The following is a 24,592-nucleotide window of genomic DNA, read 5'->3' on the forward strand; positions in this document are numbered from 1 at the left end:
AGCGAATCACTACATTCGGTAGCAATGTCCGATTTCCCTGATGATATGCCGTTCTTCGGCGATGAAGCACCGGCTGACCGAGCGCCAGCGGCCGGAAGTATTGCAGCACGTGCCATGGCCGCACGCAACCAGCAACGTGGTGAACCTGATTATTTGCAGGGCCTGAACCCTGAACAGCGCCAGGCCGTTCTAACCACCGAAGGTCCGGTTCTGGTTCTTGCGGGTGCAGGCACCGGCAAGACGCGCGTGCTCACCACACGCATCGCGCATATTCTGACGACCGGCCTGGCCTATCCGAGCCAGATCCTCGCCGTGACCTTCACCAACAAGGCTGCGCGCGAGATGAAAGAGCGTATCGGCCATCTGGTCGGTGGCGCCGTCGAAGGCATGCCGTGGCTCGGAACATTCCACTCCATCGGCGTGAAGCTTTTGCGTCGTCATGCGGAGCTGGTGAACCTCACTTCCGATTTCACCATTCTCGATACCGACGATGTGATCCGGTTGATCAAGCAGCTTATCCAGGCCGAAGGTCTGGACGACAAGCGCTGGCCAGCCCGCACTTTCGCCAACATGATTGATGGCTGGAAGAACAAGGGCTTTGGTCCCGCAGATATTCCGGAAGGCGATGCACGTTCATTCGGCAATGGCAAAGGCCGCGAGCTTTATCATGCCTATCAGGAACGTTTGCGCACGCTGAACGCCTGCGATTTTGGTGATCTGCTGCTGCACCCGATCCGCATCTTCCGTGCGCATCCGGATATCCTGCGCGAATATCATGCAAAGTTCCGCTATATTCTGGTGGACGAGTATCAGGACACCAACACCGCCCAATATATGTGGCTGCGTCTGCTTGCCCAGCGTCCGAAATCAAGGACGACGGCACCCGCGCCCGCAGGAAATTCAGTACGCGGAACCGGTGAGCATAGCGAACTCGGCGCGGGCGACAACAAAGTCAATCTGTGCTGCGTCGGTGATGACGATCAATCCATCTATGGCTGGCGCGGTGCGGAAGTGGATAATATTCTCCGCTTTGACAAGGATTTTCCGGGCGCAGTGGTCATTAAGCTTGAGCGCAACTACCGCTCGACCGCACATATTCTGGGTACAGCCGCCCATCTGATCGCGCATAACGAAGGTCGCCTCGGTAAGACGCTGTTCACGGAAGCCCCGAACCCCGACGATCCTAAAGTAAAAATCCATGCCGCATGGGATTCGGAAGAAGAAGCCCGCGCAGTTGGCGAAGCGATCGAACAGGCGCAACGTCAGGGCCATTTGCTCAACAACATGGCGATCCTTGTGCGCGCATCGTTCCAGATGCGCGAGTTCGAAGATCGCTTTGTGACACTCGGCCTCAATTACCGGGTTATCGGTGGTCCGCGTTTCTATGAACGCCTCGAAATCCGCGATGCCATGGCTTATTTGCGCGTTGTGGCCCAACCCGCAGATGATCTGGCGCTTGAACGCATCATCAACACGCCGAAACGCGGCCTTGGTGAAGCGGCAATTCGTCAGGTGCATGATTATGCCCGCGCGCGCGACATTTCGATGTTTGCAGCGGCCTGCGATCTGGTTGAAACCGAAGAGCTGAAGCCCATGCCGCGCTCGGCGCTGCGTGAAGTGGTCGATAATTTCCGCCGCTGGCAATCGCTCATTGATAATACGCCGCATACGGAACTGGCAGAAAACATTCTGGATGAGTCCGGCTATACGGCCATGTGGCAGAACGACAAATCGGCAGAAGCGCCGGGACGCCTCGAAAACCTTAAGGAACTTATCCGTTCCATGGAGGAATATGAGAGCCTGCGTGGTTTCCTTGAGCATGTCGCGCTCGTCATGGATGCTGAGAAGAACGAAGATATGGATGCCGTCAACATCATGACGCTCCACTCCGCCAAAGGTCTCGAATTTGAAACCGTCTTCCTGCCCGGTTGGGAGGAAGGACTGTTCCCACACCAGCGTGCGCTGGATGAAGGCGGGCGTTCGGGCCTGGAAGAAGAGCGCCGCCTCGCCTATGTCGGCGTCACGCGCGCCAAAAAGAACCTGCATATCTGGTTCGTTTCCAACCGTCGTATCCACGGCATGTGGCAGTCGACCATTCCATCACGCTTTCTGGAAGAGCTTCCTGAGCCGCATGTGGAAGTGGCCGAGATGGAAGGCAATTACGGTGGCTACGGCAATAGCGGTTATGGACAATCGCGCTTCGACAAGGCCGATCCATTCCAGAACACCTATTCAACGCCCGGCTGGCAACGCGCACAACAGAACCGCACGGATGCGACACGCAACAATTGGGGCTCACGCTCCGGAGCCAATGTAGAACGCATCGGCTATGGCGAAACGGACTCCGGTTTCGGTGCCGGTCGTGGTTCTGTCAAAGGCCGTACGATTGATGGCGAACTGGTTGCGAAATCGGTGGCCGACAAGCCGTCGGACTTTTTCGTCGGCGACCGCGTGTTCCACATCAAGTTTGGCAATGGAACAATCGCAACAATCGATGGCAACAAGCTGACCATCGATTTCGACAAGGCCGGACAAAAGCGCGTTCTCGACAGTTTTGTTCAGCGCGCCTGAGCGATAAAAACGGTGATAGCCGGAGATTACTCCGGCTTTCCATTTTCCCAGGTCACATCACCTTTGAACAGCGGAACGGTCGACAGCGATGTCTTAGCCGAGCCGTCCTGCACCTGTGTTGCATGCGCGAGATAGAGCAGCGTATTGTTTTTCTGATCATAGATACGCGTGATGACCAGCTTCTTCCAAATCAGGCTTGTTCGCTCAGAAAAGACCCTCTCGCCGCCCTTGCCCAGCTTGATGTCGCCAATACTGATTGGTCCCGTTTGCTCGCAAGAAATCGACGCATTGGACGGATCTTCGAACCAGTTGCCCTTCTGCAAACGGTCAATCATTCCGCGAGAGAATGACGCAAGATGACAGGTCACACCCTTCACCTTCGGATCAGGCACCGCATCGATCACAATGTCATTGCCAAGCCAGTCCACACCAACCTGACCAACCTCCTCGGCAGACACGGCAGCTGAGGCACCGAGCAGTAACATTGGGGCAACCAGCAGTCCGGCGAGCTTGTTCATTTTCGACATTCGATATCTCCAGCAGTTTCCATATGTAAAATGGCGAAGCAAATCGGGCATCGCAAGTGAAGTGTGCCTAACCGCCCCATTTTTCCAGAAATGCTTCGATTTCAAGCGCCTGAATGTCCGGCACCGCCTCATAGAGCTTTTCCACCGGCCAATCCCACCAGCAAAGTTTGAGCAGTTTCTCGATGATCTTATCGTCGAAGCGCTTGCGGATGACGCGTGCCGGAACCCCACCCACGACGTGATAAGGCGCTACATCTTTTGTCACCACAGCATTCGCCCCGATCACCGCGCCATGACCAATTGTCACGCCGGGTGTGATCACCGCACCATGACCGATCCACACATCATTGCCGATTGTGACACGCTTCGCCTGCCGCCTTGCGCGAAAATCGCCATCAACACCCAGGTAACGGAAATACTCGTTCGGGCGGTAACTTACCTTATGCGTCGTCAGCCGCTCCATCGGATGCTCAAGCGCGTTGATACGCACATTGGCCGCAATCGAGCAGAATTTTCCAATATCGGCGTAGATCCCCTCACCATTTCGCTCAAAATAGGTGAAATCGCCGACGGTCACTTCACGCAGGATCACCCGCTCGCCAATGTCGGCATAACGGCCCAGTTTGGAAGCTTTGAGCTGCGCTGTTGAATGAATACGCGGTTCACTATTCTGGAAACGGAGGTCTTCACCCTGCGTCATTTCAAAACTTTCTGAAATCTTTGTATTCTGCTAGACTGAGTTTATCGTTCCAACATCGTTTGCAGTAGCGAGTTAGAGCTTGCATATAAGCGCCTTCCTGTCGCAGATCGATGTAAATTCTAATTAGCGCGCTTATGTGCGATAAACGCAAAACAAAATTCAAGGCTGACTGGACATGAAAAAATTCCTGCCCATCTTCATCTTCGCCTTCATCATCGTAATTGTCGGTGCGGCTGGCTTCAACATGCTGCGTGATCGCAATGCGGCCGACGAGCCATTCGGTGGGTCGTTTAATCTCGTCGCGATGGATGGACAGCCTTTTACTGAAAAAGATCTGCGCGCCACCCCATCTCTGGTTTTCTTTGGCTTCACCCATTGCCCGGATGTATGCCCAACCACGCTTTATGAGCTTGATGGCTATCTGAAACAGCTTGGTCCAGAAGCCGCTGATATTAAAGCGTATTTCATCTCTGTAGATCCGGAACGCGATACGCAGGAAATCATGAAAACCTATGTCGGCAACGTGTCTGACCGCATCATTGGCGTGACCGGCACGCCTGCAAACGTTGCCGAAGTGGTCAAGTCCTACCACATTTATGCGAAGAAGGTTCCAACCGAAGACGGTGAATATACCGTGGATCACACGGCTTCCGTGTTTCTGCTCGACAAGGGCGGACGCTTCCGCGGCACTATCGCTTATCAGGAGAACGCAGATACAGCCCTGCAAAAGTTGAAGAATCTGGCAAAGGGCCGCGCAAACGGTTAAAGAACTACTCTGAATCTTTTAGAGAGTTTTTATCCATGCCCCAATCACGCCTCTTCTTCTCAGTGGACAAGACGGAAGCCGAACGAATCTATGACATTCTCGAACGCGCGTTCGAGGATGACGGCTTCCCGATCGCAATCACCGAGATCGATGAAGACCGCCAGATTTCCGAAGTTTCCGTCTATACCGAAGATGGTGCTGAAGAGCTTGCAGCACGCATCGATGCACTGGTGGGCGCGGGCAAGTTTGAAACTGAAGAGCTGCCGGATATTGATTGGGTGACACATTCGCTCGAAGGCCTGAAGCCTGTTCGTGCGGGCCGCTTCTTCGTGCATGGCTCGCATGATCGTGACAAGCTGCAGCCAAACGAAATTCCGATTTTGATCGATGCCGGACTTGCTTTTGGTACTGGCCACCATGGCACCACATCCGGCTGCCTTGAAATGATTGAGGAAGTGGTTGAGCGCGAGCATCCAACCAATGCGCTTGATCTCGGAACAGGAAGCGCGGTGCTGGCAATCGCTATCGCGAAACTTGCGCCGATCCCGGTTCTTGCCACCGATATCGACCCGATTGCAGTTACCGTTGCCGCCGAAAACACCGTTCTCAATGGTGTGAGCGAACACGTCGTCACAGCAACGGCTGAAGGCTTCGACCATCCGATCTTCCGTTCCTACACACCATTCGATCTGATCGTCGCCAATATTCTTGCCAATCCTCTGATGGAACTTGCGCCTTCGCTGAAATCGCACCTCGCACCAAGCGGTTCGATCATCCTTTCGGGCATCCTCGACAGCCAGCATGATATGGTGCTTGCAGCCTATCAGGCGCAGGGTCTTACCCACGAGAAAACCTTTCATCGCGAAGGCTGGGTCACAATCCATCTAAAATAATGGCCATCTGAAATAGTGGCCATCTGAAATCACGCTGCTTTCCTTATTTTTTGCGAGTTACGCTCATGGCTTTTCAGACTTTTGATGTAACCACCAATCCGGCCAACGGTGCACCGCGTGTAGCTTTGCTACGCGCGAAGCTGGCCGAGCAGAGCCTTGATGGCTTTCTCGTTCCGCGCGCCGATGAACATCAGGGCGAATATGTACCGCCGCGCGCCCAGCGCCTGAGCTGGCTCACAGGCTTTACGGGCTCGGCTGGCGCTGCACTGATCATGAAAAAGCAGGCCTATATTTTCATCGACGGCCGTTACGAGCTGCAGGTTCGCAATCAGACCGACGGCAACGTGTTTTCTTATGAAAGCCTTGTCACCAATCCGCCTGCCAGCTGGCTCGCGGAAAACGGCAAGGGCTTGACGATTGGTTTTGATCCATGGCTGCACACGATTTCCGAAGCGGCGGCACTGCGAGAAGCTCTGGAAAATCAGGGCGGCAAGCTCGTGCCGGTTGCGCATAATCTGGTGGACCTCATATGGGACGATCAGCCGGAGGCACCTCTTGCACCGGTCACTATTCAGCCTGCCCGCTTTGCTGGTCATGAGGCCGAAGATAAAATCAAGGACATGCAGAAGGCCGTGGCAAGTGCAGGCGCAAACGCAACTGTACTGACCGATCCGTCATCGGTAGCATGGGTGTTCAACATTCGTGGCAAAGACGTCTCCAATACTCCACTACCGTTGAGCTTTGCGATTATCCCCGCGACTGGCGAGCCAGAACTGTTCATCGACGAGCGTAAGCTTGCCATCGAACCGCGCGCCTATCTCACGCAGCTTGCCAAACTCTGCGAACCTGCCAAGCTTGAAGGCCACCTGAGCGCGCGTGCGGCACAAGGCGAAACCATCCTGCTCGATCCGGCGCTCGCTGCAGAAAAGCTGCGCCTTGCCGTGGAAGCCGCAGGGGGTAGCGTGATCCATGGCAAGGACCCTGCCCGCCTGCCCCGCGCAATTAAGAACAAGGCTGAACTCGACGGCTCCCGCTCCGCCCACGAGCGCGATGGCGTGGCCATGGTCAATTTCCTATCCTGGCTTGATGGCAAAACACCTGGCACGGTTGATGAAATCTCGGCCGCACAGCAGCTTGAAGCAAGCCGCGACAAGGCTGGTCGCGATTTCCAGATGCCGCTCGAAGAGCTTTCCTTCGATTCGATTTCCGGTGCAGGTCCGGACGGCGCAATCATCCACTACCGCGTCAACACAGATACAAACCGCAAACTCGAAGATGGTGAGCTCTATCTTATTGATTCTGGTGCACAGTATCGCGACGGCACGACCGACATCACGCGCACGGTTGCCGTTGGTACGATTACTCCAGAAACGATCCGCTCTTTCACGCTCGTTCTGAAAGGCATGATTGCGATCACCACCGCTCGCTTCCCGAAAGGCACGCGCGGACAGGACATCGACGTGCTGGCGCGTATCGCGCTCTGGAAACAGGGCTTTGACTATGCTCACGGCACCGGTCACGGCGTCGGTAGCTACCTGTCGGTCCATGAAGGCCCACAGAGCATTTCCAAGAAGGGCGCACACGAGCTTCTGCCCGGCATGATCCTTTCCAATGAACCTGGCTATTACAAGCCCGGCGCTTACGGCATCCGCATCGAAAACCTGATTATCGTGAAGGAGGCGGAAGTGCCGGCAGGCGGCGAACTGCCGATGATGAGCTTTGAAACGCTCACCTTCTGCCCCATCGACCGGCGCCTTATCGACAAGTCACTGCTTACGCAGGAAGAGCTCGATTGGCTGAACGCCTATCATGCAAGTGTGCGTGAGAAGCTTATCGGCCATCTCGATGGCACACAGGCCAAGTGGCTGGAGGCAGCTACGGCTGCTCTTTAACCCGGAAAAAAGTGGCGCAGCGCGATCAACAGCGCTGCGCCTGCAAAAAACATCGTCATCATGCCCACGCGCAGCGAGAGCAGCACGCAGAAGACAAGCACAAGAAGTTCGCGCCAGCCGTGATCCGATGCAGGTGCTGCAACGATTGCCGTCAAAACTGCTGCAGGCACTGCATTCAATGCTGCTTCGATACGGTAATGCACACGCTCAAATCGCGATAAAATAAGATGTCCGCCGACGCGGGTGAGATAGGTGCAAACAGCGCCTGCAAGAATGATCCAGATCGTTGTAGACATGGCCTTATGCCTCCCCTGTTTGCGGCTTTGCGAGGACGGCTGCAAGCACAACGCCACCTATGGCACCCAGCGTCACATGCCATGGCGAGCCGACAAGCTTATAAGCAATGATCGCGCAAATCGCACTGACGATGACCACAGGCCACCAATGCTCGCGGTGGCGGAAGCTCATCACCATGCCAAGAAAATAGATCGGCAACAGGAAGTCGATACCAAGCGCATAGGGATTGCTAATCAGATTACCGAACAGCGCGCCGATGAGCGTCTCAAGAAGCCAGCAGATATAGATCGTTAGACCCATGCCCATATACCAGGCAAAACTGATTTTCCGGCCCGCCTCAGCCCGAATTTCCACTTCGGCATATTGTGGATCGACCAGCAGAAAGAAGGCAGCAGCCTTCTGCATGAATGTGAAATGACTGATACGCCGACCAACGGTCGCCGAATAAAGCACATGGCGAAAATTGACCGCAAAGATCGATAGAACAATTATCCATGGTGCAATATTCTGACCGAAAAGATCAAGCCCGACCATCTGGCTCGCGCCCGCATAGAGCATTGCGCTCATAAACACGGCTTCACTGATCGACAGGCCATTGTCGAGTGCCACAGCACCGAACAGCAGGCCGAATGGCGCGCTAGCTGCAACAATGGGCAGACCGCGTTTAACACCGACCCAAAAGTCGCTGCGTGCTGAAGCCGGTGCTGGCCGAAAACCCTGATCCACGAAAATCACTCCTCAATCATACCAAAGCGCGGTGCGTGAGCATCTCAGTGCCTTGGTATGAGAGTGGCTTAGGAAATTTTGCACCAAGTTGAAATCAGTTTTCGCGAAAAATCATACTATAAGAATCTCAAGCAATAAATTGCCCGTGATCAGCAGCATTTCAGCATCACCTATTAAAATGCGTGATGCATCAATGCATTATTCTGATGCTTGAGGAACAGTGCCTTCGATCTTCTTGATCCAGTCGATCAGCGGACGCGCCTGTTCAGCAAACTTCACCAGCCTGTCCGCAAGGTCGGCATGGGTGATGCTCTCTGGATCGATCTCCAGACGAACAGCAAAATGCCGGTTGCGGATCGCTTCAAGAAGGTCCTCATCGGTCACGGTATCAAAGCCACGCGGCGTACGCTTCAGTCGATCACTATCACTGATCTGCAAGCCGCTTTTCCTGAGCTTTGCCACAACAGCGCGATACTCATCCGGCTTTTCGACAATTGCTTCGCGGATGGCCTGCAACAGCTCTTTCTTCGGTCCCCACCACGCCACTCCAGCATAGCAATCACGCACGCCCGGCAAACCGATGCAGACATAAAAGCAACCGCTCTCATCCCATTTGGTGCCAGAGTTCGACAGAAGCGCTGACAAATGCCGGTTATAAGGAGCCTTATCCTTGGAAAAACGCGTATCCCGCTTGATACGGAACTGCGCTTTCACACGGTCTCCCTTGAAGGGGAGCCCCGCTTTCTCAAAGCGCGCCGTCAGTTCCTCAACCAGATCGCCAAGCGGTTCTTTCAGGTGCTCTTCAAACAAGTCCTTGTTTTCAACAAACCACTCGCGATTCTGATGAAAATCAAGCGCTTTGAGGAACGGAATAGCCTTGTCGCCGAAACCTTTGAACGGAGCCATCAACCCTCTCCAACCAGCTTGAGCCATGCATCTTCATCAATCACGTCGATGCCTAGTTCCGACGCTTTCGCAAGCTTCGACCCTGCCCCAGGACCAGCCACCACAAGATCGGTCTTCTTGGAAACAGAACCCGCCGTCTTAGCACCATGGCGCTCAGCCATGGCCTTGGCCTCATCGCGCGACATGCGCTCGAGACTGCCAGTGAACACAACTGTCTTGCCTTCAACCGGCGAACCGGTTGCAATGCGTGCCACTTCATCGAGCGGTGTTACTTTTTTGCGTAATTCTTTCAGAACTTCCCGATTGTGTGGCTCCGCATAAAAATCGACCACGGCTTCGGCTACAATGCCGCCAATGCCTTCAACGGCAATCAGATCCTGCCAGGCTTCGTTGCCCTTGTCAGTGCGGTCACCTTCTTTCGGCGGGACAGCCATTGTCGCTGCTTCGGCAAACTTGTCATAGGTCAGATAAGCCTTGGCAAAACGCTTGGCATTCACTTCACCAACATGACGGATACCAAGGCCAAACAGGAAGCGATGCAAAGCAATCTCACGTCGAGCATTGATCGCATCGTAGAGCTTCTTCACGGAGGTCGCGCCAAAGCCCTCAATGTTCTCAAGCTTTTTAAGCGAGCCAGATTGACGATCCTGCAACGTAAAAATATCGGCAGGCGATTTGATTTTCAGACTGTCATCTTCCGCATGGAAGAAGAACTCGACCTGCTTTTCGCCAAGTCCCTCAATATCGAAAGCATTACGCGATACGAAATGGCGAATGCGTTCGACCGCTTGCGCCGCACAGGTCAGGCCACCCGTGCAGCGATAAACCGCCTCGCCTTCCTCACGCACCGCATGGCTGCCACAGACCGGACATTCATGCGGGAAATTGAACGGCACAGCATCAGCGGGACGCTTTTCGAGCACAACATCGACAATCTGCGGAATGACGTCCCCTGCGCGCTGCACGATCACCGTATCGCCGACGCGAATGTCGTGCTCGTCGTCACGGATGCGCTCACCCTTGAGGCCGATACCCTTGATATAGTCCTCATTGTGCAGCGTCGCGTTGGTTACGACCACACCGCCGACGGTAATAGGCTCAAGGCGGGCAACCGGCGTCAGCGCGCCTGTACGTCCAACCTGAATGTCGATGCCGCGCAGGATCGTGGTTGCCTGCTCTGCCGGGAATTTATGTGCAATGGCCCAGCGCGGGCTGCGCGAACGGAAGCCGAGCCGTGTTTGCAGATCAAGCCGATCCACTTTGTAAACCACACCGTCGATATCATAATCGAGACTGGCACGTTCGAGACCAATGGCGCGATAATGTGCAATCAGCTCGTCCGCACTCTGCAAACGTTTTGTCAGTGGATTTACCGGGAAGCCCCACTTGGCGAACACTTCGACCATGCCGTGCTGTGTGTCGGCAGGCATTTCCGACATCTCACCCCAAGCATAAGCGAAAAACCTCAGCTTACGGCTTGCCGTGACCTTCGCATCCAGCTGGCGCAACGAGCCCGCTGCGGTGTTACGCGGATTGACATAGGTTTGCTTGCCTTCTGCCACCATTTGCTCGTTGAGCGCGAGAAAGTCGCTCTTGGCCATATAGACCTCACCGCGAACTTCCACGACCGCTGGAACACCCGCCGGAAGCTTATTCGGAATCTCGCCGATGGTCCGGATATTGGCGGTTACATTTTCGCCGGTCGTGCCATCACCACGTGTAGCAGCACTAACGAGAATACCATTCTCATAGCGGATCGACATGGAAAGCCCGTCAATCTTCGGCTCAGCCGTAAAGGCAATGGAATTGTCTGGCAACTGTCCGAGAAAGCGATAAACGCTGCCGACAAAATCCTGCACATCTTCATCCGAAAACGCGTTGCCAAGCGAAAGCATCGGACGCGCATGGACAACCTGTGCGAACTTGGAAACAGGCGTACTGCCAACGCGCAAGGAAGGACTGTCTGCCCGCACCAAATGTGGAAAGCGCTCTTCAATGGCATCATTGCGCCGTTTCAGTGCATCATAGTCCGCATCCGAAATCTCCGGCCTGTCATTGGCATGATAAAGCTCATCATGATGCGCAATTGCACGCGCCAGCCGCTCCAGTTCTGCTACGGCTTCAAGGTCGGTCAGTTTTTCAACGGAGATATCGGACATATGCGTGGCAAAACCTGCTGATTCAATTTTGCCCAACATAACCAAGAAATGAGGCTGCGCCTATGAAAACAGCAAATCGCACACAGACTGCTGACAGCGTATTAGTTAGCCAATGCGCTGTTCTCGGCCAGCAAACGCTCGGCTGCTGCACGCGCTTCATCGGTGATGCTGGCACCGGCGAGCATACGCGCGATTTCTTCCTGTCGTTCATCGACACCAATCGAACGGATCGATGTCGACATGCGATCTTCATTGGTCGCGGATTTCGCAATCAGAAAATGCGTAGAGGCACGCGCGGCCACTTGCGGTGCATGGGTGACGGAAAGCACCTGCACACGCGATGAAAGCCGCGCTAAGCGCTGACCAATGGCATCGGCAACCGCACCGCCCACACCGGTATCGATTTCGTCAAACACAAGCGTCGGAGCCGAACCGCGATCTGCAAGCGCCACTTTCAGCGCCAGCAGGAAGCGCGAAAGCTCGCCACCTGAAGCAACCTTCATCATCGGGCCAGCCCGTGTGCCCGGATTGGTACGAACCCAATATTCGACCGTATCGATACCTTCGGTGGCACGCGCATTGGTATCGGTCGTCATTTCCACGATAAACTCGGCGCGTTCCAGCTTGAGTGCCGGAAGCTCTGCCATGACAGCGGCTTTGAGATGATCAGCCGTGTCCTTGCGGCGTTCAGACAGAGCCTTCGCCGCAGTATCGTAAGAAGCACGCGTTTCGGTTGCCTGCGCCTCCAGCTGGATCAGCTTTTCTGCGCCCGCATCGAGATCAGCGAGGTCCGCGTCCATCTTGTCACGCAGTGCTGGCAAGCCTTCAACCGCAACAGAATATTTGCGCGCAGCGGCTCTGAGAGCAAAAAGCCGCTCTTCGACCTGTTCCAGCACACGTGGATCAAAGTCGATTTCACGCATGGCGTGGTCAATACCGTCCTGCGCCAGCGCCAGACTGTTAAGTGCCTCGTCTATCGCCTTGCAGACCGGCTCCAAAAGATGCGGTGCTTCTGGAATTTTGCGCTCCAGACGACGCACAAGGCTTGCAAGTGTGGGCACTGGCGAACCATTGCCCGACAGAAGCTCACCCGCTTCATTCACATCACCGGCGATTTTTTCCGATTTCATCATGATAGCGCGGCGTTCTGCGAGTTCTTCTTCCTCGCCGGGCTGCGGATCAAGCTTGGTCAGTTCTGCAACAGATGAGCGCAGGTAATCGCCTTCACGTTCCGCCTGCTCAACGCGCGCACGATGTTTCGACAAGGCGTTTTCAGCATCGCGCCATGCCTTGTATCGTTCGCGAACGACACCAGTCTCGGTATCAAGCCCGCCAAAGGCATCCAGCAATGTACGGTGAAGATCGGTATCGATCAGCGCACGGTCATCATGCTGACCGTGGATTTCCACAAGCCGCTTGCCCAGCTCACGCAGCAGCGCAACGCTTGCAGCCTGATCGTTGATGAAAACGCGCGTGCGTCCATCACCCATCTGGAGACGACGCAGGATAACGTCACCGTCATCGTCAAAACCATTTTCGCGGAGAAAATTTCTGGCAGGGTGGACGCCCGGAACATCGAACACGGCAGTCACCTGCCCCTGATCGGCACCATGACGGACCAGAGAAGCGTCGCCGCGTGCGCCAAGCGCCAGCGACAACGAATCGAGCAAGATGGATTTGCCCGCACCGGTCTCGCCCGTAAGTACGGACAAGCCGGTCTTGAACTCGATGTCGAGCCTTTCAATCAGGACAATATCGCGGATCGACAGGTGCGACAGCATGCGGGTATCGGCTTAGGCGCCGCCACCCGTGATGAGTGCCGAGGCCTTGGCGAGCCACGAACCGCCATTCTCACGTGGCTCAAGACCACCGCTCTGTAAGAGCTTGTAAGAATCCTTATACCAGCGGCTGTCTGGGAAGTTCTTGCCCAGCACCGATGCAGCCATCTGCGCTTCAGACGTCAGGCCAAGCGCATAATAGGCTTCCACCAGACGGGCGAGTGCTTCTTCAACCTGACGGGTGTTCGAATATTCCTCGACCACACCACGGAAGCGCTTGATCGCAGCCAGATATTCCTTGCGCTCAAGATAATAACGACCGACCTGCATTTCCTTACCAGCGAGCTGGTCGCGAGCGACGCGGATTTTGGTCTTGGCGTCGTCGGTATATTCCGAATCCGGGAAGCGATCGACCACTTCCTGCATCGCGGCAATGGCGCGGCGGCTTGCGGCCTGATCACGGGTCACGTCAGGAATCTGACGGAAATAGCTCAAGCCGATGATGTAGTATGCGTAAGCAGATTCAGGCGAAGTTGGATAGAGCGTGTTGTAACGCTTGGCCATGCTGATTGCTTCTTCATAATTACCCTGACGGTAATTCGTGAAGGCAGCCATGACGAGCGACTTACGTGCCCATTCAGTGTAAGGATGCTGACGATCAACAGCAGCAAACTTCTTTGCGGCTTCGCCAAGGCGACCTGCATCGAGGTTAGCAAGACCTTCGTTGTAAAGCTTGTCCGCCGGATCGATCGTCTCCACATACTTGGAAAGATCGATATCGTCGTTTTTGCTGGCACATCCCGCAAGCGGAACAAAAACGGCAAGAGCGCTGGCTATCAGCGCGGTTTTCGTCTTCACCGGGAATTTCGAACTCGTCATGCGGTCTCCGGCCATCTGGCAACGTCTTTTCTGTCTGGAGCAACGTGAACCCTTCAGTTCACGGCTTTCCCCATTCTTCCCAATACATCAGCATCAGCGCATAGGTAAACATAGCCGAGGCTGTTTTGGCAGTTCATAAACCACATGCTGGCGAAATCGGCAATCGTCAAGCTGATCAATCGTCCGAAAATGCGCGCATAAGGCGTGAATACCCCGGCCCAAAGCTACATCGAAGCTATATCTATGCAAACCAATGGCTTTTCCTCATCCGATACAGAGGTTTGGCTGTCAGTCACAACGAATACGCCGACTCAAAGCGCAGAAGACCCGGCGATCACGGCCCAATTATGGCCATAAACGCCCGAGCCTTCTGCACGAACTTTAAAGCGCCCAGGGCGCCGATATATTTGGCCGTGCAGCTACAAAGTCCAAGCTATCTGCATTCCGGCGCACACCGCTTGCTTCGACGACATCGTAATTCGACTTGTCGGCAAGAAGTGCCTTCACGGTTTCAGCGTTCAATCTGTGACCACCGCGATAGGAACGGAAGCAGCCAATAAACGGCAGACCGGCAAGCGAAATGTCGCCCACGGCATCCAGCGTCTTGTGACGCACGAACTCATCCTTGAAACGCAATCCGCCGGGATTGATCACCGAATTATCGTCGCCAATGACAAGAGAATTGTCGAGCGAGGAACCAAGTGCCAGACCTGCCGCCCAGAGACGCTCAACATCCTTCATGAAACCAAAGGTACGTGCCGTCGATATTTCCTTGCGAAAGGTTTCTTCCGACATGTCGGCAGCAAACTTCTGTCGACCGATCAGCGGACATTCAAAGTCAATCTCGACCTCAAATCGTGTGCCCGAATAAGGCTGAAATTCACCCCATGAACCACCGGCTTCCACGCGCACGGTCTTCAGAATACGAATAAAGCGGCGCTTTGCGTCCTGCACCACAATACCGGCTTCGTCAAAAGCCTCGATGAAACGTGCTGACGTGCCGTCAAGAATTGGAACTTCAGGCCCATTCACTTCGATAATCAGATTGTCGATTCCAACTGCAGCGATTGCGGCCATCAGGTGCTCAACGGTATTGACGCGTTCTTCCTGCGGCCCCAGTGCGGTAGACAGGTCCGTTGCGCCAATCTCCGAAACATGGGCGTGGATGTCGCGCGAAGCAGTCCCCAGGTCCGAGCGCTGGAAAATGATTCCCGCATCCGCATCAGCCGGTAAAAACGTCACCGAAGCAGGCGCTCCGCCATGGACGCCAACGCCTGATAGCGTAACCGCGCGACCGATTGTTTTTTGATAAGCGCTCAAAACCAGTCCAATCTAATTATCATATGAAGTAAGAGCGAAACCTCTACCGAGGTGCCCCCACCGAACGTGCAGTGCCCGTACTAAGCAATCACCAGCTTCCGTCATGTGTTTCTATAATAAGATAGATATGACGAAAATAGCGACGAACGCACGAAAAGCGGCTCGCATCCATATGCGAACCTTATCATGCCATCCCGCAGAAAATAGTGATGCTCGGCAGCCGCTCAAAATCACGCTTTCTTACAAAATGTAACGACGACTACTAAAGCCCATCATGGAAATGCAGAGGACGGCTTTCCCGCAACAACATGCTTCAAAACCACGAGCTGAAGCACGTGATACAGCAATTACGAACAAGACAGGTTCTCACGAAAAAAGCCGTGGGAAGAATCCCACGGCTTTCTCTATTTCAAAGTCGGATCAGATGATTAGTTCGACTGGCGGCGCAGGAAGGCCGGGATTTCGAGCTGATCTTCTTCCGAGGCAGCGCGTGGCTGCGGACGGCCCTGATCGTCAAGCTGGCCACGGCGTGGAGCATAGATCGAGCTATCCTGCTGCATTGGGCGGCGCTGTTCTGGCTGGCGCATTGCAGGCTCACGATGCTGAGCAGGCTCCAGACGAGCTGCTGGCTGTTCTTCTTCACGGCGCGACGACAGACCATGGGTCAGGCGCTTGAGGAGGCTCATCGGTCCGCGTTCTTCCTGAACAGGCTGCTGAGGCGCTGCACGACGTGCATTGATTTCTGCCTGAGCGACTGGGGGAAAGTCGGACACCGCCGGCATGCGCGGAGCAGGACGTGGCTGTGGAGCCGGTTCTGCATGCATCTGCTGTGGCTGCTGGTATGCCTGCGGCTGCATTGCATGGGCCGTCGCCTGATTGTTGATCATCTGCGGCTGTGGGGCTGCAGGGCGGGCAACAGGTGCACGTTCAAAGCTCTCAGCAGCAGGAGCCTGGAAAATGCGGCTCTGCGGACGGAAATCCGGAGCAGCTGAAGCTGCAGGCGCGGCGGTCGCGGCTGGCATTTCGCTTTCGATCGACTGAGCGACCGGAGCAGCTGGCTCAGCCTGACGTGGCTGTTCAGTAACCGGAAGACGCAGAGCGCCATGCGGAGCCATTGGCTTTGCCTGCTGAGCGGCTGGCTTTACTGGCTGGCGAAATTCCAGCGGCGCCGGGGCCGCATCTCCGATCTGCTTGTCGATGCCGGTTGCAACAACGGATACACGGATGACGCCTTCAAGGCCTTCGTCGAAGGTCGCGCCGAGAATGATGTTGGCTTCCGGATCAACTTCTTCGCGGATACGGGTTGCAGCTTCATCGACTTCAAAGAGGGTCATATCACGACCACCAGTGATCGAGATCAGGAGACCCTTTGCACCGCGCATCGAAGTTTCGTCGAGCAGCGGGTTAGCAATCGCAGCTTCAGCAGCAGCCATCGCGCGGCCTTCGCCCGAAGCTTCGCCAGTGCCCATCATGGCCTTGCCCATTTCGCGCATGACCGAGCGAACGTCAGCAAAGTCGAGATTGATGAGGCCTTCCTTGACCATCAGATCGGTGATGCAGGCAACACCGGAATAAAGCACCTGATCGGCCATTGCGAAGGCATCAGCGAAGGTGGTCTTGTCGTTGGCAATGCGGAAGAGATTCTGGTTTGGAATGACGATCAGGGTATCGACGTTCTTCTGCAGTTCTTCGATGCCGTACTCAGCCGTCTTCATGCGGCGAGCACCTTCGAAATGGAAAGGCTTGGTAACGACGCCAACGGTGAGGATACCGCGTTCGCGTGCAGCGCGTGCCACAACTGGAGCAGCACCAGTACCGGTACCGCCGCCCATGCCGGCCGTTACGAAGCACATATGCGTGCCGTTAAGATGATCGACGATTTCGTCGATGCATTCTTCTGCGGCTGCGCGGCCAACTTCTGGCTGAGAGCCAGCGCCGAGGCCTTCTGTGACGGCAGCGCCGAGCTGGATCATGCGTTCAGACTTCGACATCGTCAGAGCCTGTGCGTCGGTGTTGGCAACGACAAAATCCACGCCGCGCAGACCGGCATTGATCATGTTGTTTACCGCGTTGCCGCCGCCACCGCCGACACCGAATACGGTGATGCGAGGCTTCAGCTCGGTGATGTCCGGCTTTTGCAGATTAATGGTCATGGTTCTCGTTCCTCTTAAGCCTCTCACCGCTTCGCCGCCGCGGTGCTAATTGGTTATTACGCTGATGGTTACGCCCACATCACGCAATCAAATCACTCAATGTGTACTCAAAAACTCTCTCTCAGCCATTGGCTGACACGTTGAATCCGCCCGCCCGTACCAGTCATAAGACCGGAGGAGGCTGCCTTCACGGACCGTTCTTCAATGCCTGCCACCTGAGGGTAGATCAGAAGACCAACGGTCGCGGAGAAAGCCGCACCCTTAGCCGCCTCAGGCAATCCCGCTATCCCTAGCGGACGCCCGATACGTACATTTCTTGCAAGAATCCGCCGCGCAGCTTCAGGCATGCCCGGCAGCTGACTTGCGCCACCTGTCAGGACTACACGCTTGCCGACAATATGTCCGAGGCCTGACTGGTTCAGCCTGTCGCGAACCAGTTCCAGTGTCTCTTCCACTCTTGCACGGATGATCCGCGTCAGCACTGAGCGCGGATATTGATTGGGTACATCACGCTCATCGTCACCGATTGGCGGAACCGAAATGAGGTCGCGATCATCGGCAGCGCTTGGCAGCGCCGAGCCGTACATGACCTTGAGGCGCTCGGCGTCTTCCATACGCGTGGAGAAGCCGCGTGCCACGTCCATCGTGACGTGATTGCCGCCGATGGCAACTGCATCAGCGTGAATGAATTTGCCTTCGGAGAAAACCGAAATCGTGGTCGTACCACCGCCCATATCGATGCAGGCAGCACCCATTTCAGCTTCATCACCCACGAGCGCTGCAAGGCCGCTCGCATAAGGGGTAGCAACGATTGCTTCAACCGAAAGGTGGCAACGATTGACGCAGAGCTCGAGATTGCGCAGTGGCGCAGCATCTGCGGTCAGCACGTGCATATCGACGCCGAGGCTATCGCCCAGCATGCCGAGCGGATCACGAATACCGCGTTCGCCATCAAGCGTGTAGCCAACCGGCAGTGAATGAACGAGGTGACGTTCCGCTGCAAGCGCCTGCTTCGCACCAGCGGCCAGCACGCGGCGAATATCAGTTTGCTCGACTTCATGACCGCCAAGATTGACGCTCGCGGTGAAGGTTTCGCTCTTGAGGCGGCCAGCTGAAATATTGACGATAAGGCTATCAACCGTCAGACCAGCCATGCGCTCGGCAGCATCAACTGCGAGGCGAATGGACTGTTCAGCCGCATCCAGATCGATAATGACGCCGGACTTCACACCGCGCGAACGCTGATGACCGATGCCAAGCACTTCCATGCGATGTGTGCGGCCTGGCAGCAGTGCGCCACTTTCATGTGGACGCAAGCGTGCGATCACACAGGAAACCTTGCTTGAACCAACATCCAGAACCGTTAGAAGGCGCACCTTGCGCCCTGAAGTTCCGACCTGTGATGAACCTTTTCCGCCAAGAATACTCATACGCGCTTCCCCGTGCGGGATAATTCTTTTTTACGCTCCGCCAAGAACTTCTGGCGTTGCTCCATGCCGCTCGCAGTCAATTGAACCGTAACGCGATCATCCAGACGAAGATCGACAGATGCGATATCGCGCGACAGAAGTTGGTTTTCGCTATCGAGACGCTCGACTTCGGCGAGAGCCTTCATCGGCTCATCTTCCGGCAGCATGATGCGGACACCATTTTCAAGCAGAATATCCCAGCGACGGTCGGCAACGCGGATATAGGCGCGAACCTTGCCAGCCAGCCCCGGATAGGCCGCAACCTCGTCTACGAAGCCCTTAACGCGCTTTTCAGCGCCCTCACCCACGACAAGCGGGAGAGCGTTGTAACGGCCCGCACGAAATGGAACGATTGTATCGCCAGCAGAATCAATCAGCGAAAGCTCCTGGCCATTCTGCCAGACGGCAAATGCCTTGCGCTCTTCGAGAGAAACAAGCAGCGTGCCCGGATAAACCTTGCGCACTTCAGTGCTTTCAACCCAAGGCAGCTTGGCGATAGCCTGACGCGCCTGTTCGGCACTCAGGCCAACCAGTGACGTCTCACCGTCCAGCTCAAGCTGACCGAGAATATCGATGTCCGAGGTCTCGTTGTTACCAACGACCTTTACGTCTTCAATCGCAAAGCCAAATGTCGAAGCGGTCGCCTTGATCATATTCTCGGAATGACCGCCGAGCACCATACCGTAGATGCCGGTTGCACCGAGAAAGCCGAGCATGCCAATCGTGCCAGCATAGCGGGGAACGTTGATATTGCCCTGAAACAGACGGACAGCAAAGCGGAAAGGCTTCCGCAGGAGGCGCGGCAGAACAAAGGCTGCACCCGATGCATCCCGCATCGCGCCCGAACGCCTGTATTCCTGAGATCTGCCGTTTACCGCAAACAAGACGCGTCCTCCACCATCCAACTCAACAATTCACCAAAAGAGATACCTGCCGCCTTCGCGATATCAGGTACGAGCGAGGTAGGAGTCATTCCCGGCTGGGTGTTAATTTCCAGCCAAATAACTTCGCCTTCTTCGGAAAAACGATCATCGAAACGGAAGTCTGATCTGCTTACGCCCCGACACCCGATTGCCCGATGCGCCGTAAGGGCCATTGTTTGTATTTTTTGGTAAATATTTGGTAAAATTTTTGCCGGACATGCGTGAGTTGATGCGCCAGGCACATATTTTGAATCAAAATCGTAGAACTGATGCCCCACTGGAATGATCTCGCACACGTCCATGGCGCGATCACCCATCACAGCGCAGGTCAACTCACGTCCGGCGATGTATTTTTCGACCAGAACATCGGCACCATAATTCCATTCGGCAGAGCTGATGATTTGTGGCGGATGCGACTGATCTTCCTGAACGATGACAACACCGAAGCTCGAGCCTTCACGTACAGGCTTGACCACATAAGGCGGCTGCATCGGATGCTCGGAACTGATATCAAAACGGTTCATCAAACGCGAAGGCGCAACAGCCACACCCGCAGCAGACGCAACCGTCTTGGCACGATCCTTGTCCATGGCGAGCGCAGAGGCCAGCACACCGGAATGTGTGTAAGGGATCTGAAGATATTCGAGGATACCCTGAATAGTACCATCTTCACCAAAAGGACCATGAAGCGCGTTGAACGCTACATCAGGCTTCAGCTCTGCAAGAACGCTGGCGACATTGCGATCAACATCGATACGCGTAACGCGGTAGCCACATTCTTCAAGCGTCTTCGCACAGGCAGCGCCAGAGGACAGACTGACGGGACGCTCCGAAGAGAAACCGCCCATCAAAACGGCAACATGCTTTCCAGCTTTCTGTCCAGCCACGTTAGTCATCCCCTCTGCGCATTCCCTGCGCTCGAATCAAAAATAGAATCAGGATAGTCCGGCGACACAAGCCGCAGACACCCAAGTCAGGAAAACCCTGACGAATCAAATCACTGTACGGTTAACCATAAAGAATCAGAGAGTTGATTCCGTGGCAAGCCCCTATCAAAAGGGGAGCAACTTACGCATGCCTCAACAAGCGCAAAAAAGCCCGGAATTTCAGTGGGAAATCCGGGCTTCTTAAAATTAGACTTTTTGTAAGAATTCTTTCACTTCCTCACCTTCGCGGAACAAGCCGAGCCGCTTGATCTCCCAATGAAGGCGAATACCTGAATTCTCATAAACTTTAGCGCGAACTGTCTCGCCAAGCGTTTCAAGGTCATATCCGGTCGCGTTACCGGTATTGATCATGAAATTGCAGTGCATCTCAGACATCTGCGCACCGCCGACACGCAGACCACGACAGCCCGCCTTGTCAATTTCTTTCCAGGCGGATGTGCCTTCAGGATTTTTGAAGGTTGAACCACCCGTCTTTTCCCGCACAGGCTGTACCGTCTCGCGGTGGTTTTGCACCTCGTCCATTGCCTTCTTGATTTCTTCCCGGTCGCCCGGAATACCCTCAAACAGCGCTGAGGTGAAAATCAAATCAGGAGACGCTGAGGAATGCCGATAGGCATAACCCATGTCGGCATTGGAGAGGATATGCAGCTCGCCCTTACGGTCGAGCGCGCGGACTTCCACGACACGCTCACGCGTTTCAACACCATTAGCGCCCGCATTCATGCGCAAAGCGCCGCCAATGCCGCCGGGAATGCCGTGGTAGAAATGAAAGCCACCAAGCCCCGCTTCAAGGGCAGCTGCGGCTACACGCTTGTCTGGCGTTGCCGTACCTGCCCTGAGCTGCGTTTCAGAAACTTGCTGAACCTCGCCGAAGCCCCTCGCCGACAAGCGCACCACAAAGCCCGGGATACCGCCGTCACGTACCAGCAGATTGGAGCCGATACCTACAACCAGAAGCGGAATCTCTTCTGGCACAGCTTTCAGAAATTCCGACAAGTCTTCTTCATCCGCGGGCTGGAACAAAACCTGTGCAGGACCACCGGCACGGAACCAGGTGATCTTGTCCATGCCAGTATCTGGCATAAGCTTGCCACGCAGGCCCGACAGCTTGCCGTCGAGCTTCTTGAGAAGCGTCTCGCCGCTTTCCATTACTTCTTACCCTGTTCAGCCAGTTCTTTGGGAAGCGCATAAGCCCATTGCGTAATGTTGCCTGCACCGAGGAAAACTACGAAATCGCCCGGCTCAGCCACAGATGCGACGAGCGGCGCCAAGGCTTCAGGTCCGTTTGCATAACGTGCATCGCGATGACCAGCCGTCTTGATACGTGAAACCAGCGTTTCCGAATTCACGCCCTCAATCGGGTCCTCGCCAGCGGTATAAACCGGCATCACGATAACGGTATCGGCGTCGTTAAAGCACGCTGCAAACTCATCAAACAGGCTGTGCAGACGCGTATAGCGATGCGGCTGCACGATACCGACAACTCGCCCTTTGGTTGCTTCGCGCGCAGCTTTCAGTACAGCGCGGATTTCGACGGGGTGGTGTCCATAATCATCGAATATCTCGACGCCATTCCACGAACCCGTATGCGTAAAGCGGCGCTTCACACCGCCAAATGCACCAAGACCGCGACGGATATCATCGGCTGAAATACCCAGCTCATGTGCCACGGCAATAGCAGCCGTTGCGTTGGAAACATTGTGCAGACCCGGCATCGGCAGACGCAGGTCTTTGATCTCAGTCGTCTCACCCTTGCGCGAGCGGATCAGCACGTCAAACAGGCTGACTGCACCTTCCATGCGATGATTGACAAAACGCACATCGGCCTGCGGATTCTGACCATAGGTCACAATACGGCGATCCTCGATGCGGCTCACCAGAGCCTGCACTTCCGGATGATCGAGGCACATCACACCAAAGCCATAGAACGGTACATTCTCGACGAACTGCGCAAAAGCTGCACGCACATTGTCAAAATTGCCATAATGATCCAGATGTTCCGGATCGATATTGGTCACAACCGCAATATCGGCCGGCAGTTTCAGGAACGTGCCGTCACTTTCATCGGCTTCAACGACCATCCAGTCGCCATCGCCCATGCGAGCATTGGTGCCATACGCATTGATGATACCACCATTGATGACAGTCGGATCAAGATGCCCGGCATCCAGCAAGGCAGCGACCATCGAAGTCGTGGTGGTCTTGCCGTGAGTACCGCCAATGGCGACAGCACGACGGAAACGCATCAGTTCGGCCAGCATTTCAGCACGGCGAACGATCGGCAAAAGCTTTTCACGGGCTGCTGCAAGTTCCGGATTGGTTTTCTTGATCGCGGTCGAGACAACAATCACTTCCGCATCGCCAAGGTTCTCAGCCTTATGGCCGACAAACACCTCAATGCCCTTCTCGCGCAGACGCTGCACATTGGCGCTGTCCGACTGATCCGAACCCTGAACCTTGTAGCCCAGATTGTGCAGCACTTCCGCAATACCGCTCATGCCGATGCCGCCTATCCCGATAAAATGGACAAGCCCGATATTCAGCGGCATTTTCATGGCCGGTTTCCTTTTTTCAATTCCTGAACTGATTTACCCGCTGCAATAGCCTCTGCGAGATCAGCAAGCAACTGCGCGGCATCCGGCTTACCAACGCTTTTTGCAGCTTTTGCCTGTTGTTCAAGCCTTTCAGGCTCATTCATGGCAGAACTTATGATCTCAGCCAGCCGCTGCGCAGTCAGCTCGGACTGGCGAACAACCTGCCCACCACCGGCTGCTGCGAGGGCTGCTGCATTCGCTGCCTGATCATGATCAAGTGCGTGCGGGAATGGCACGAGCATCGCCGGACGACCAATTGCTGCGATTTCCGAAACCGTTGACGCGCCTGAACGGGAGATCACGAAATGCGCGTCTGCAATGCGCGCAGGCATATCGTTGAAGAACGGCGCAACATCTGCCGGAACACGCAAACTCTGATAGGCTGCGCGAACAGCAGCTTCGTCTTCTTTGCGGGCTTGCTGAGTGATCAGCAGCCTTGCACGTTCATTGTCAGGCAAAAGCCCAATCGCTTCGGGGATCGCATTTGAGAAAAACTGCGCGCCCTGACTGCCACCAAACACCAGAAGGCGAAAACGCTGACCTTCTTTGGCTGACTTATAAGATGTGTTGGCAGCAGCAAGCACTGGCGGACGAACCGGATTACCAGTCGCAATAATCTTGTCCGCATAGGCGCCGCTTGTCTCAGGCAAGAAACCACCGGCAATCGCCTTCACACGCCCAGCCAGCCCCTTATTGGCCCGGCCCATGACAGCGTTCTGCTCATGTACCATCGTCGGGATACCCATATTGCTCGCAGCATAAAGCGGCGGCAGTGTCGGATAACCACCAAAGCCAACGACGAGCTTCGGCTTCAAGCGGCGGAACAGCCTACGGCTATCGAGGTTACCCTGCCACAGTGACCAAAAGGTCTTGATAAGTGCAATCGGGTTACGGCCTGAAATCGTGGCCGAACGGATCACATGCACATGATCTTCGGAAAATGCACCGGCAAAACGCTGCGCGCGCGCGTCTGTTGCCAGATGCACGCCCCAACCGCGCGTCTTCAATTCATGCGCCAGCGCTTCCGCTGGGAAGAGATGGCCGCCCGTTCCCCCGGCGGCCAGTACGATTATGCCTTTTCCCATATTCCCC

20 protein-coding genes are annotated in these 24,592 nt (G+C 55.2%); 4 read left to right on the top strand and 16 right to left on the bottom strand.

The features are described 5' to 3' along the window. The first annotated feature begins 24 nt into the window (after nucleotides 1–24). On the top strand, nucleotides 25–2,571 hold the full coding sequence (locus tag C9380_RS08230; protein WP_128093353.1) for an ATP-dependent helicase: 2,547 nt from the start codon (nucleotides 25–27) through the stop codon (nucleotides 2,569–2,571). A 26-nt stretch (nucleotides 2,572–2,597) separates the two neighbouring features. Here the strand turns inward: C9380_RS08230 and C9380_RS08235 are convergent, their stop codons facing one another. Beyond that, a complete protein-coding gene (locus tag C9380_RS08235; RefSeq protein WP_024899608.1) occupies nucleotides 2,598–3,098 on the bottom strand; it encodes a CreA family protein in 501 nt (166 codons plus the stop codon). A gap of 67 nt (nucleotides 3,099–3,165) precedes the next feature. Then, the gene (locus C9380_RS08240; protein ID WP_111786505.1) at nucleotides 3,166–3,798 is read right to left on the bottom strand and encodes a DapH/DapD/GlmU-related protein; all 633 of its coding nucleotides are present in this window, start codon (nucleotides 3,796–3,798) and stop codon (nucleotides 3,166–3,168) included. Between the two features lie 175 nt (nucleotides 3,799–3,973). On the opposite strand from C9380_RS08240, the gene C9380_RS08245 reads away from it, so the two are divergent. From C9380_RS08245 to C9380_RS08255, 3 genes are all read left to right on the top strand, one after another. Further along, nucleotides 3,974–4,564, top strand: coding sequence for an SCO family protein (locus C9380_RS08245; protein WP_024899606.1), 591 nt, complete (start codon nucleotides 3,974–3,976; stop codon nucleotides 4,562–4,564). Between the two features lie 35 nt (nucleotides 4,565–4,599). Then, nucleotides 4,600–5,457: a 50S ribosomal protein L11 methyltransferase gene (locus C9380_RS08250; RefSeq protein ID WP_024899605.1), complete on the top strand. Its 858-nt coding sequence runs from the start codon at nucleotides 4,600–4,602 to the stop codon at nucleotides 5,455–5,457. Nucleotides 5,458–5,522: 65 nt separating this feature from the next. Continuing rightward, nucleotides 5,523–7,349 carry an aminopeptidase P family protein gene (locus C9380_RS08255; RefSeq protein WP_105705760.1) on the top strand — a complete coding sequence of 609 codons (1,827 nt, stop codon included), beginning with the start codon at nucleotides 5,523–5,525 and terminating at the stop codon, nucleotides 7,347–7,349. Here the strand turns inward: C9380_RS08255 and C9380_RS08260 are convergent. From C9380_RS08260 to murG, 14 genes are all read right to left on the bottom strand, one after another. Continuing rightward, nucleotides 7,346–7,645 carry an AzlD family protein gene (locus tag C9380_RS08260; RefSeq protein WP_024899603.1) on the bottom strand — a complete coding sequence of 100 codons (300 nt, stop codon included), beginning with the start codon at nucleotides 7,643–7,645 and terminating at the stop codon, nucleotides 7,346–7,348. The two genes, C9380_RS08255 and C9380_RS08260, sit on opposite strands and share 4 nt — an antisense overlap. Nucleotides 7,646–7,649: 4 nt before the next feature. Further along, on the bottom strand, nucleotides 7,650–8,372 hold the full coding sequence (locus C9380_RS08265) for an AzlC family ABC transporter permease (protein WP_128093354.1): 723 nt from the start codon (nucleotides 8,370–8,372) through the stop codon (nucleotides 7,650–7,652). Nucleotides 8,373–8,570: 198 nt separating this feature from the next. After that, on the bottom strand, nucleotides 8,571–9,278 hold the full coding sequence (locus C9380_RS08270; protein WP_128093355.1) for a DUF2461 domain-containing protein: 708 nt from the start codon (nucleotides 9,276–9,278) through the stop codon (nucleotides 8,571–8,573). Further along, nucleotides 9,278–11,437 carry an NAD-dependent DNA ligase LigA gene (gene ligA / locus C9380_RS08275; protein ID WP_128093356.1) on the bottom strand — a complete coding sequence of 720 codons (2,160 nt, stop codon included), beginning with the start codon at nucleotides 11,435–11,437 and terminating at the stop codon, nucleotides 9,278–9,280. Before ligA ends, C9380_RS08270 begins: the two co-directional genes overlap by 1 nt. 101 nt (nucleotides 11,438–11,538) lie before the next feature. Beyond that, nucleotides 11,539–13,218: a DNA repair protein RecN gene (gene recN, locus C9380_RS08280; RefSeq protein WP_128093357.1), complete on the bottom strand. Its 1,680-nt coding sequence runs from the start codon at nucleotides 13,216–13,218 to the stop codon at nucleotides 11,539–11,541. Nucleotides 13,219–13,230: 12 nt separating this feature from the next. After that, complete coding sequence (locus C9380_RS08285) at nucleotides 13,231–14,094, bottom strand: outer membrane protein assembly factor BamD (protein ID WP_024899598.1); 864 nt, start codon at nucleotides 14,092–14,094, stop codon at nucleotides 13,231–13,233. A 381-nt stretch (nucleotides 14,095–14,475) separates the two neighbouring features. Beyond that, nucleotides 14,476–15,414: a UDP-3-O-acyl-N-acetylglucosamine deacetylase gene (lpxC, locus tag C9380_RS08290; protein ID WP_128093358.1), complete on the bottom strand. Its 939-nt coding sequence runs from the start codon at nucleotides 15,412–15,414 to the stop codon at nucleotides 14,476–14,478. 428 nt (nucleotides 15,415–15,842) lie between these two features. Beyond that, nucleotides 15,843–17,567: a cell division protein FtsZ gene (ftsZ, locus tag C9380_RS08295; RefSeq protein ID WP_024899596.1), complete on the bottom strand. Its 1,725-nt coding sequence runs from the start codon at nucleotides 17,565–17,567 to the stop codon at nucleotides 15,843–15,845. Nucleotides 17,568–17,674: 107 nt separating this feature from the next. After that, nucleotides 17,675–18,997 (bottom strand): cell division protein FtsA, encoded by a 1,323-nt coding sequence (gene ftsA, locus C9380_RS08300; RefSeq protein WP_024899595.1) that lies wholly within the window; start codon nucleotides 18,995–18,997, stop codon nucleotides 17,675–17,677. Then, nucleotides 18,994–19,920, bottom strand: coding sequence for a cell division protein FtsQ/DivIB (locus tag C9380_RS08305; RefSeq protein ID WP_024899594.1), 927 nt, complete (start codon nucleotides 19,918–19,920; stop codon nucleotides 18,994–18,996). Before C9380_RS08305 ends, ftsA begins: the two co-directional genes overlap by 4 nt. Next, nucleotides 19,908–20,807, bottom strand: coding sequence for a D-alanine--D-alanine ligase (locus C9380_RS08310; RefSeq protein WP_235822361.1), 900 nt, complete (start codon nucleotides 20,805–20,807; stop codon nucleotides 19,908–19,910). The genes C9380_RS08305 and C9380_RS08310 overlap by 13 nt, the downstream gene beginning before the upstream one ends. A gap of 285 nt (nucleotides 20,808–21,092) precedes the next feature. Next, a complete protein-coding gene (gene murB / locus C9380_RS08315) occupies nucleotides 21,093–22,055 on the bottom strand; it encodes a UDP-N-acetylmuramate dehydrogenase (RefSeq protein WP_111786496.1) in 963 nt (320 codons plus the stop codon). Continuing rightward, nucleotides 22,055–23,461 (bottom strand): UDP-N-acetylmuramate--L-alanine ligase, encoded by a 1,407-nt coding sequence (gene murC, locus C9380_RS08320; RefSeq protein WP_024899591.1) that lies wholly within the window; start codon nucleotides 23,459–23,461, stop codon nucleotides 22,055–22,057. The genes murB and murC overlap by 1 nt, the downstream gene beginning before the upstream one ends. After that, nucleotides 23,458–24,585 carry an undecaprenyldiphospho-muramoylpentapeptide beta-N-acetylglucosaminyltransferase gene (murG, locus tag C9380_RS08325; RefSeq protein ID WP_128093359.1) on the bottom strand — a complete coding sequence of 376 codons (1,128 nt, stop codon included), beginning with the start codon at nucleotides 24,583–24,585 and terminating at the stop codon, nucleotides 23,458–23,460. Before murG ends, murC begins: the two co-directional genes overlap by 4 nt. Between the last annotated feature and the right edge of the window lie 7 nt (nucleotides 24,586–24,592).

It is taken from the genome of Brucella pituitosa (assembly GCF_003049685.1).
Taxonomy (GTDB): Bacteria; Pseudomonadota; Alphaproteobacteria; order Rhizobiales; family Rhizobiaceae; genus Brucella; species Brucella pituitosa.

What these genes read in the sequence shown, in the direction of transcription:
- C9380_RS08260 (WP_024899603.1), bottom strand. Translation starts at nt 7,645, where the DNA reads ATGTCTACAACGATCTGGATCATTCTTGCAGGCGCTGTTTGCACCTAT.
- murG (WP_128093359.1), bottom strand. Translation starts at nt 24,585, where the DNA reads ATGGGAAAAGGCATAATCGTACTGGCCGCCGGGGGAACGGGCGGCCAT.
- C9380_RS08255 (WP_105705760.1), top strand. Translation starts at nt 5,523, where the DNA reads ATGGCTTTTCAGACTTTTGATGTAACCACCAATCCGGCCAACGGTGCA.
- murB (WP_111786496.1), bottom strand. Translation starts at nt 22,055, where the DNA reads ATGGAAAGCGGCGAGACGCTTCTCAAGAAGCTCGACGGCAAGCTGTCG.
- C9380_RS08270 (WP_128093355.1), bottom strand. Translation starts at nt 9,278, where the DNA reads ATGGCTCCGTTCAAAGGTTTCGGCGACAAGGCTATTCCGTTCCTCAAA.
- C9380_RS08230 (WP_128093353.1), top strand. Translation starts at nt 25, where the DNA reads ATGTCCGATTTCCCTGATGATATGCCGTTCTTCGGCGATGAAGCACCG.
- recN (WP_128093357.1), bottom strand. Translation starts at nt 13,218, where the DNA reads ATGCTGTCGCACCTGTCGATCCGCGATATTGTCCTGATTGAAAGGCTC.
- C9380_RS08235 (WP_024899608.1), bottom strand. Translation starts at nt 3,098, where the DNA reads ATGTCGAAAATGAACAAGCTCGCCGGACTGCTGGTTGCCCCAATGTTA.
- C9380_RS08310 (WP_235822361.1), bottom strand. Translation starts at nt 20,807, where the DNA reads ATGGGCGGTTTCTCTTCGGAGCGTCCCGTCAGTCTGTCCTCTGGCGCT.
- C9380_RS08285 (WP_024899598.1), bottom strand. Translation starts at nt 14,094, where the DNA reads ATGACGAGTTCGAAATTCCCGGTGAAGACGAAAACCGCGCTGATAGCC.
- C9380_RS08250 (WP_024899605.1), top strand. Translation starts at nt 4,600, where the DNA reads ATGCCCCAATCACGCCTCTTCTTCTCAGTGGACAAGACGGAAGCCGAA.
- C9380_RS08245 (WP_024899606.1), top strand. Translation starts at nt 3,974, where the DNA reads ATGAAAAAATTCCTGCCCATCTTCATCTTCGCCTTCATCATCGTAATT.
- ftsA (WP_024899595.1), bottom strand. Translation starts at nt 18,997, where the DNA reads ATGAGTATTCTTGGCGGAAAAGGTTCATCACAGGTCGGAACTTCAGGG.
- ligA (WP_128093356.1), bottom strand. Translation starts at nt 11,437, where the DNA reads ATGTCCGATATCTCCGTTGAAAAACTGACCGACCTTGAAGCCGTAGCA.
- ftsZ (WP_024899596.1), bottom strand. Translation starts at nt 17,567, where the DNA reads ATGACCATTAATCTGCAAAAGCCGGACATCACCGAGCTGAAGCCTCGC.
- murC (WP_024899591.1), bottom strand. Translation starts at nt 23,461, where the DNA reads ATGAAAATGCCGCTGAATATCGGGCTTGTCCATTTTATCGGGATAGGC.
- C9380_RS08240 (WP_111786505.1), bottom strand. Translation starts at nt 3,798, where the DNA reads ATGACGCAGGGTGAAGACCTCCGTTTCCAGAATAGTGAACCGCGTATT.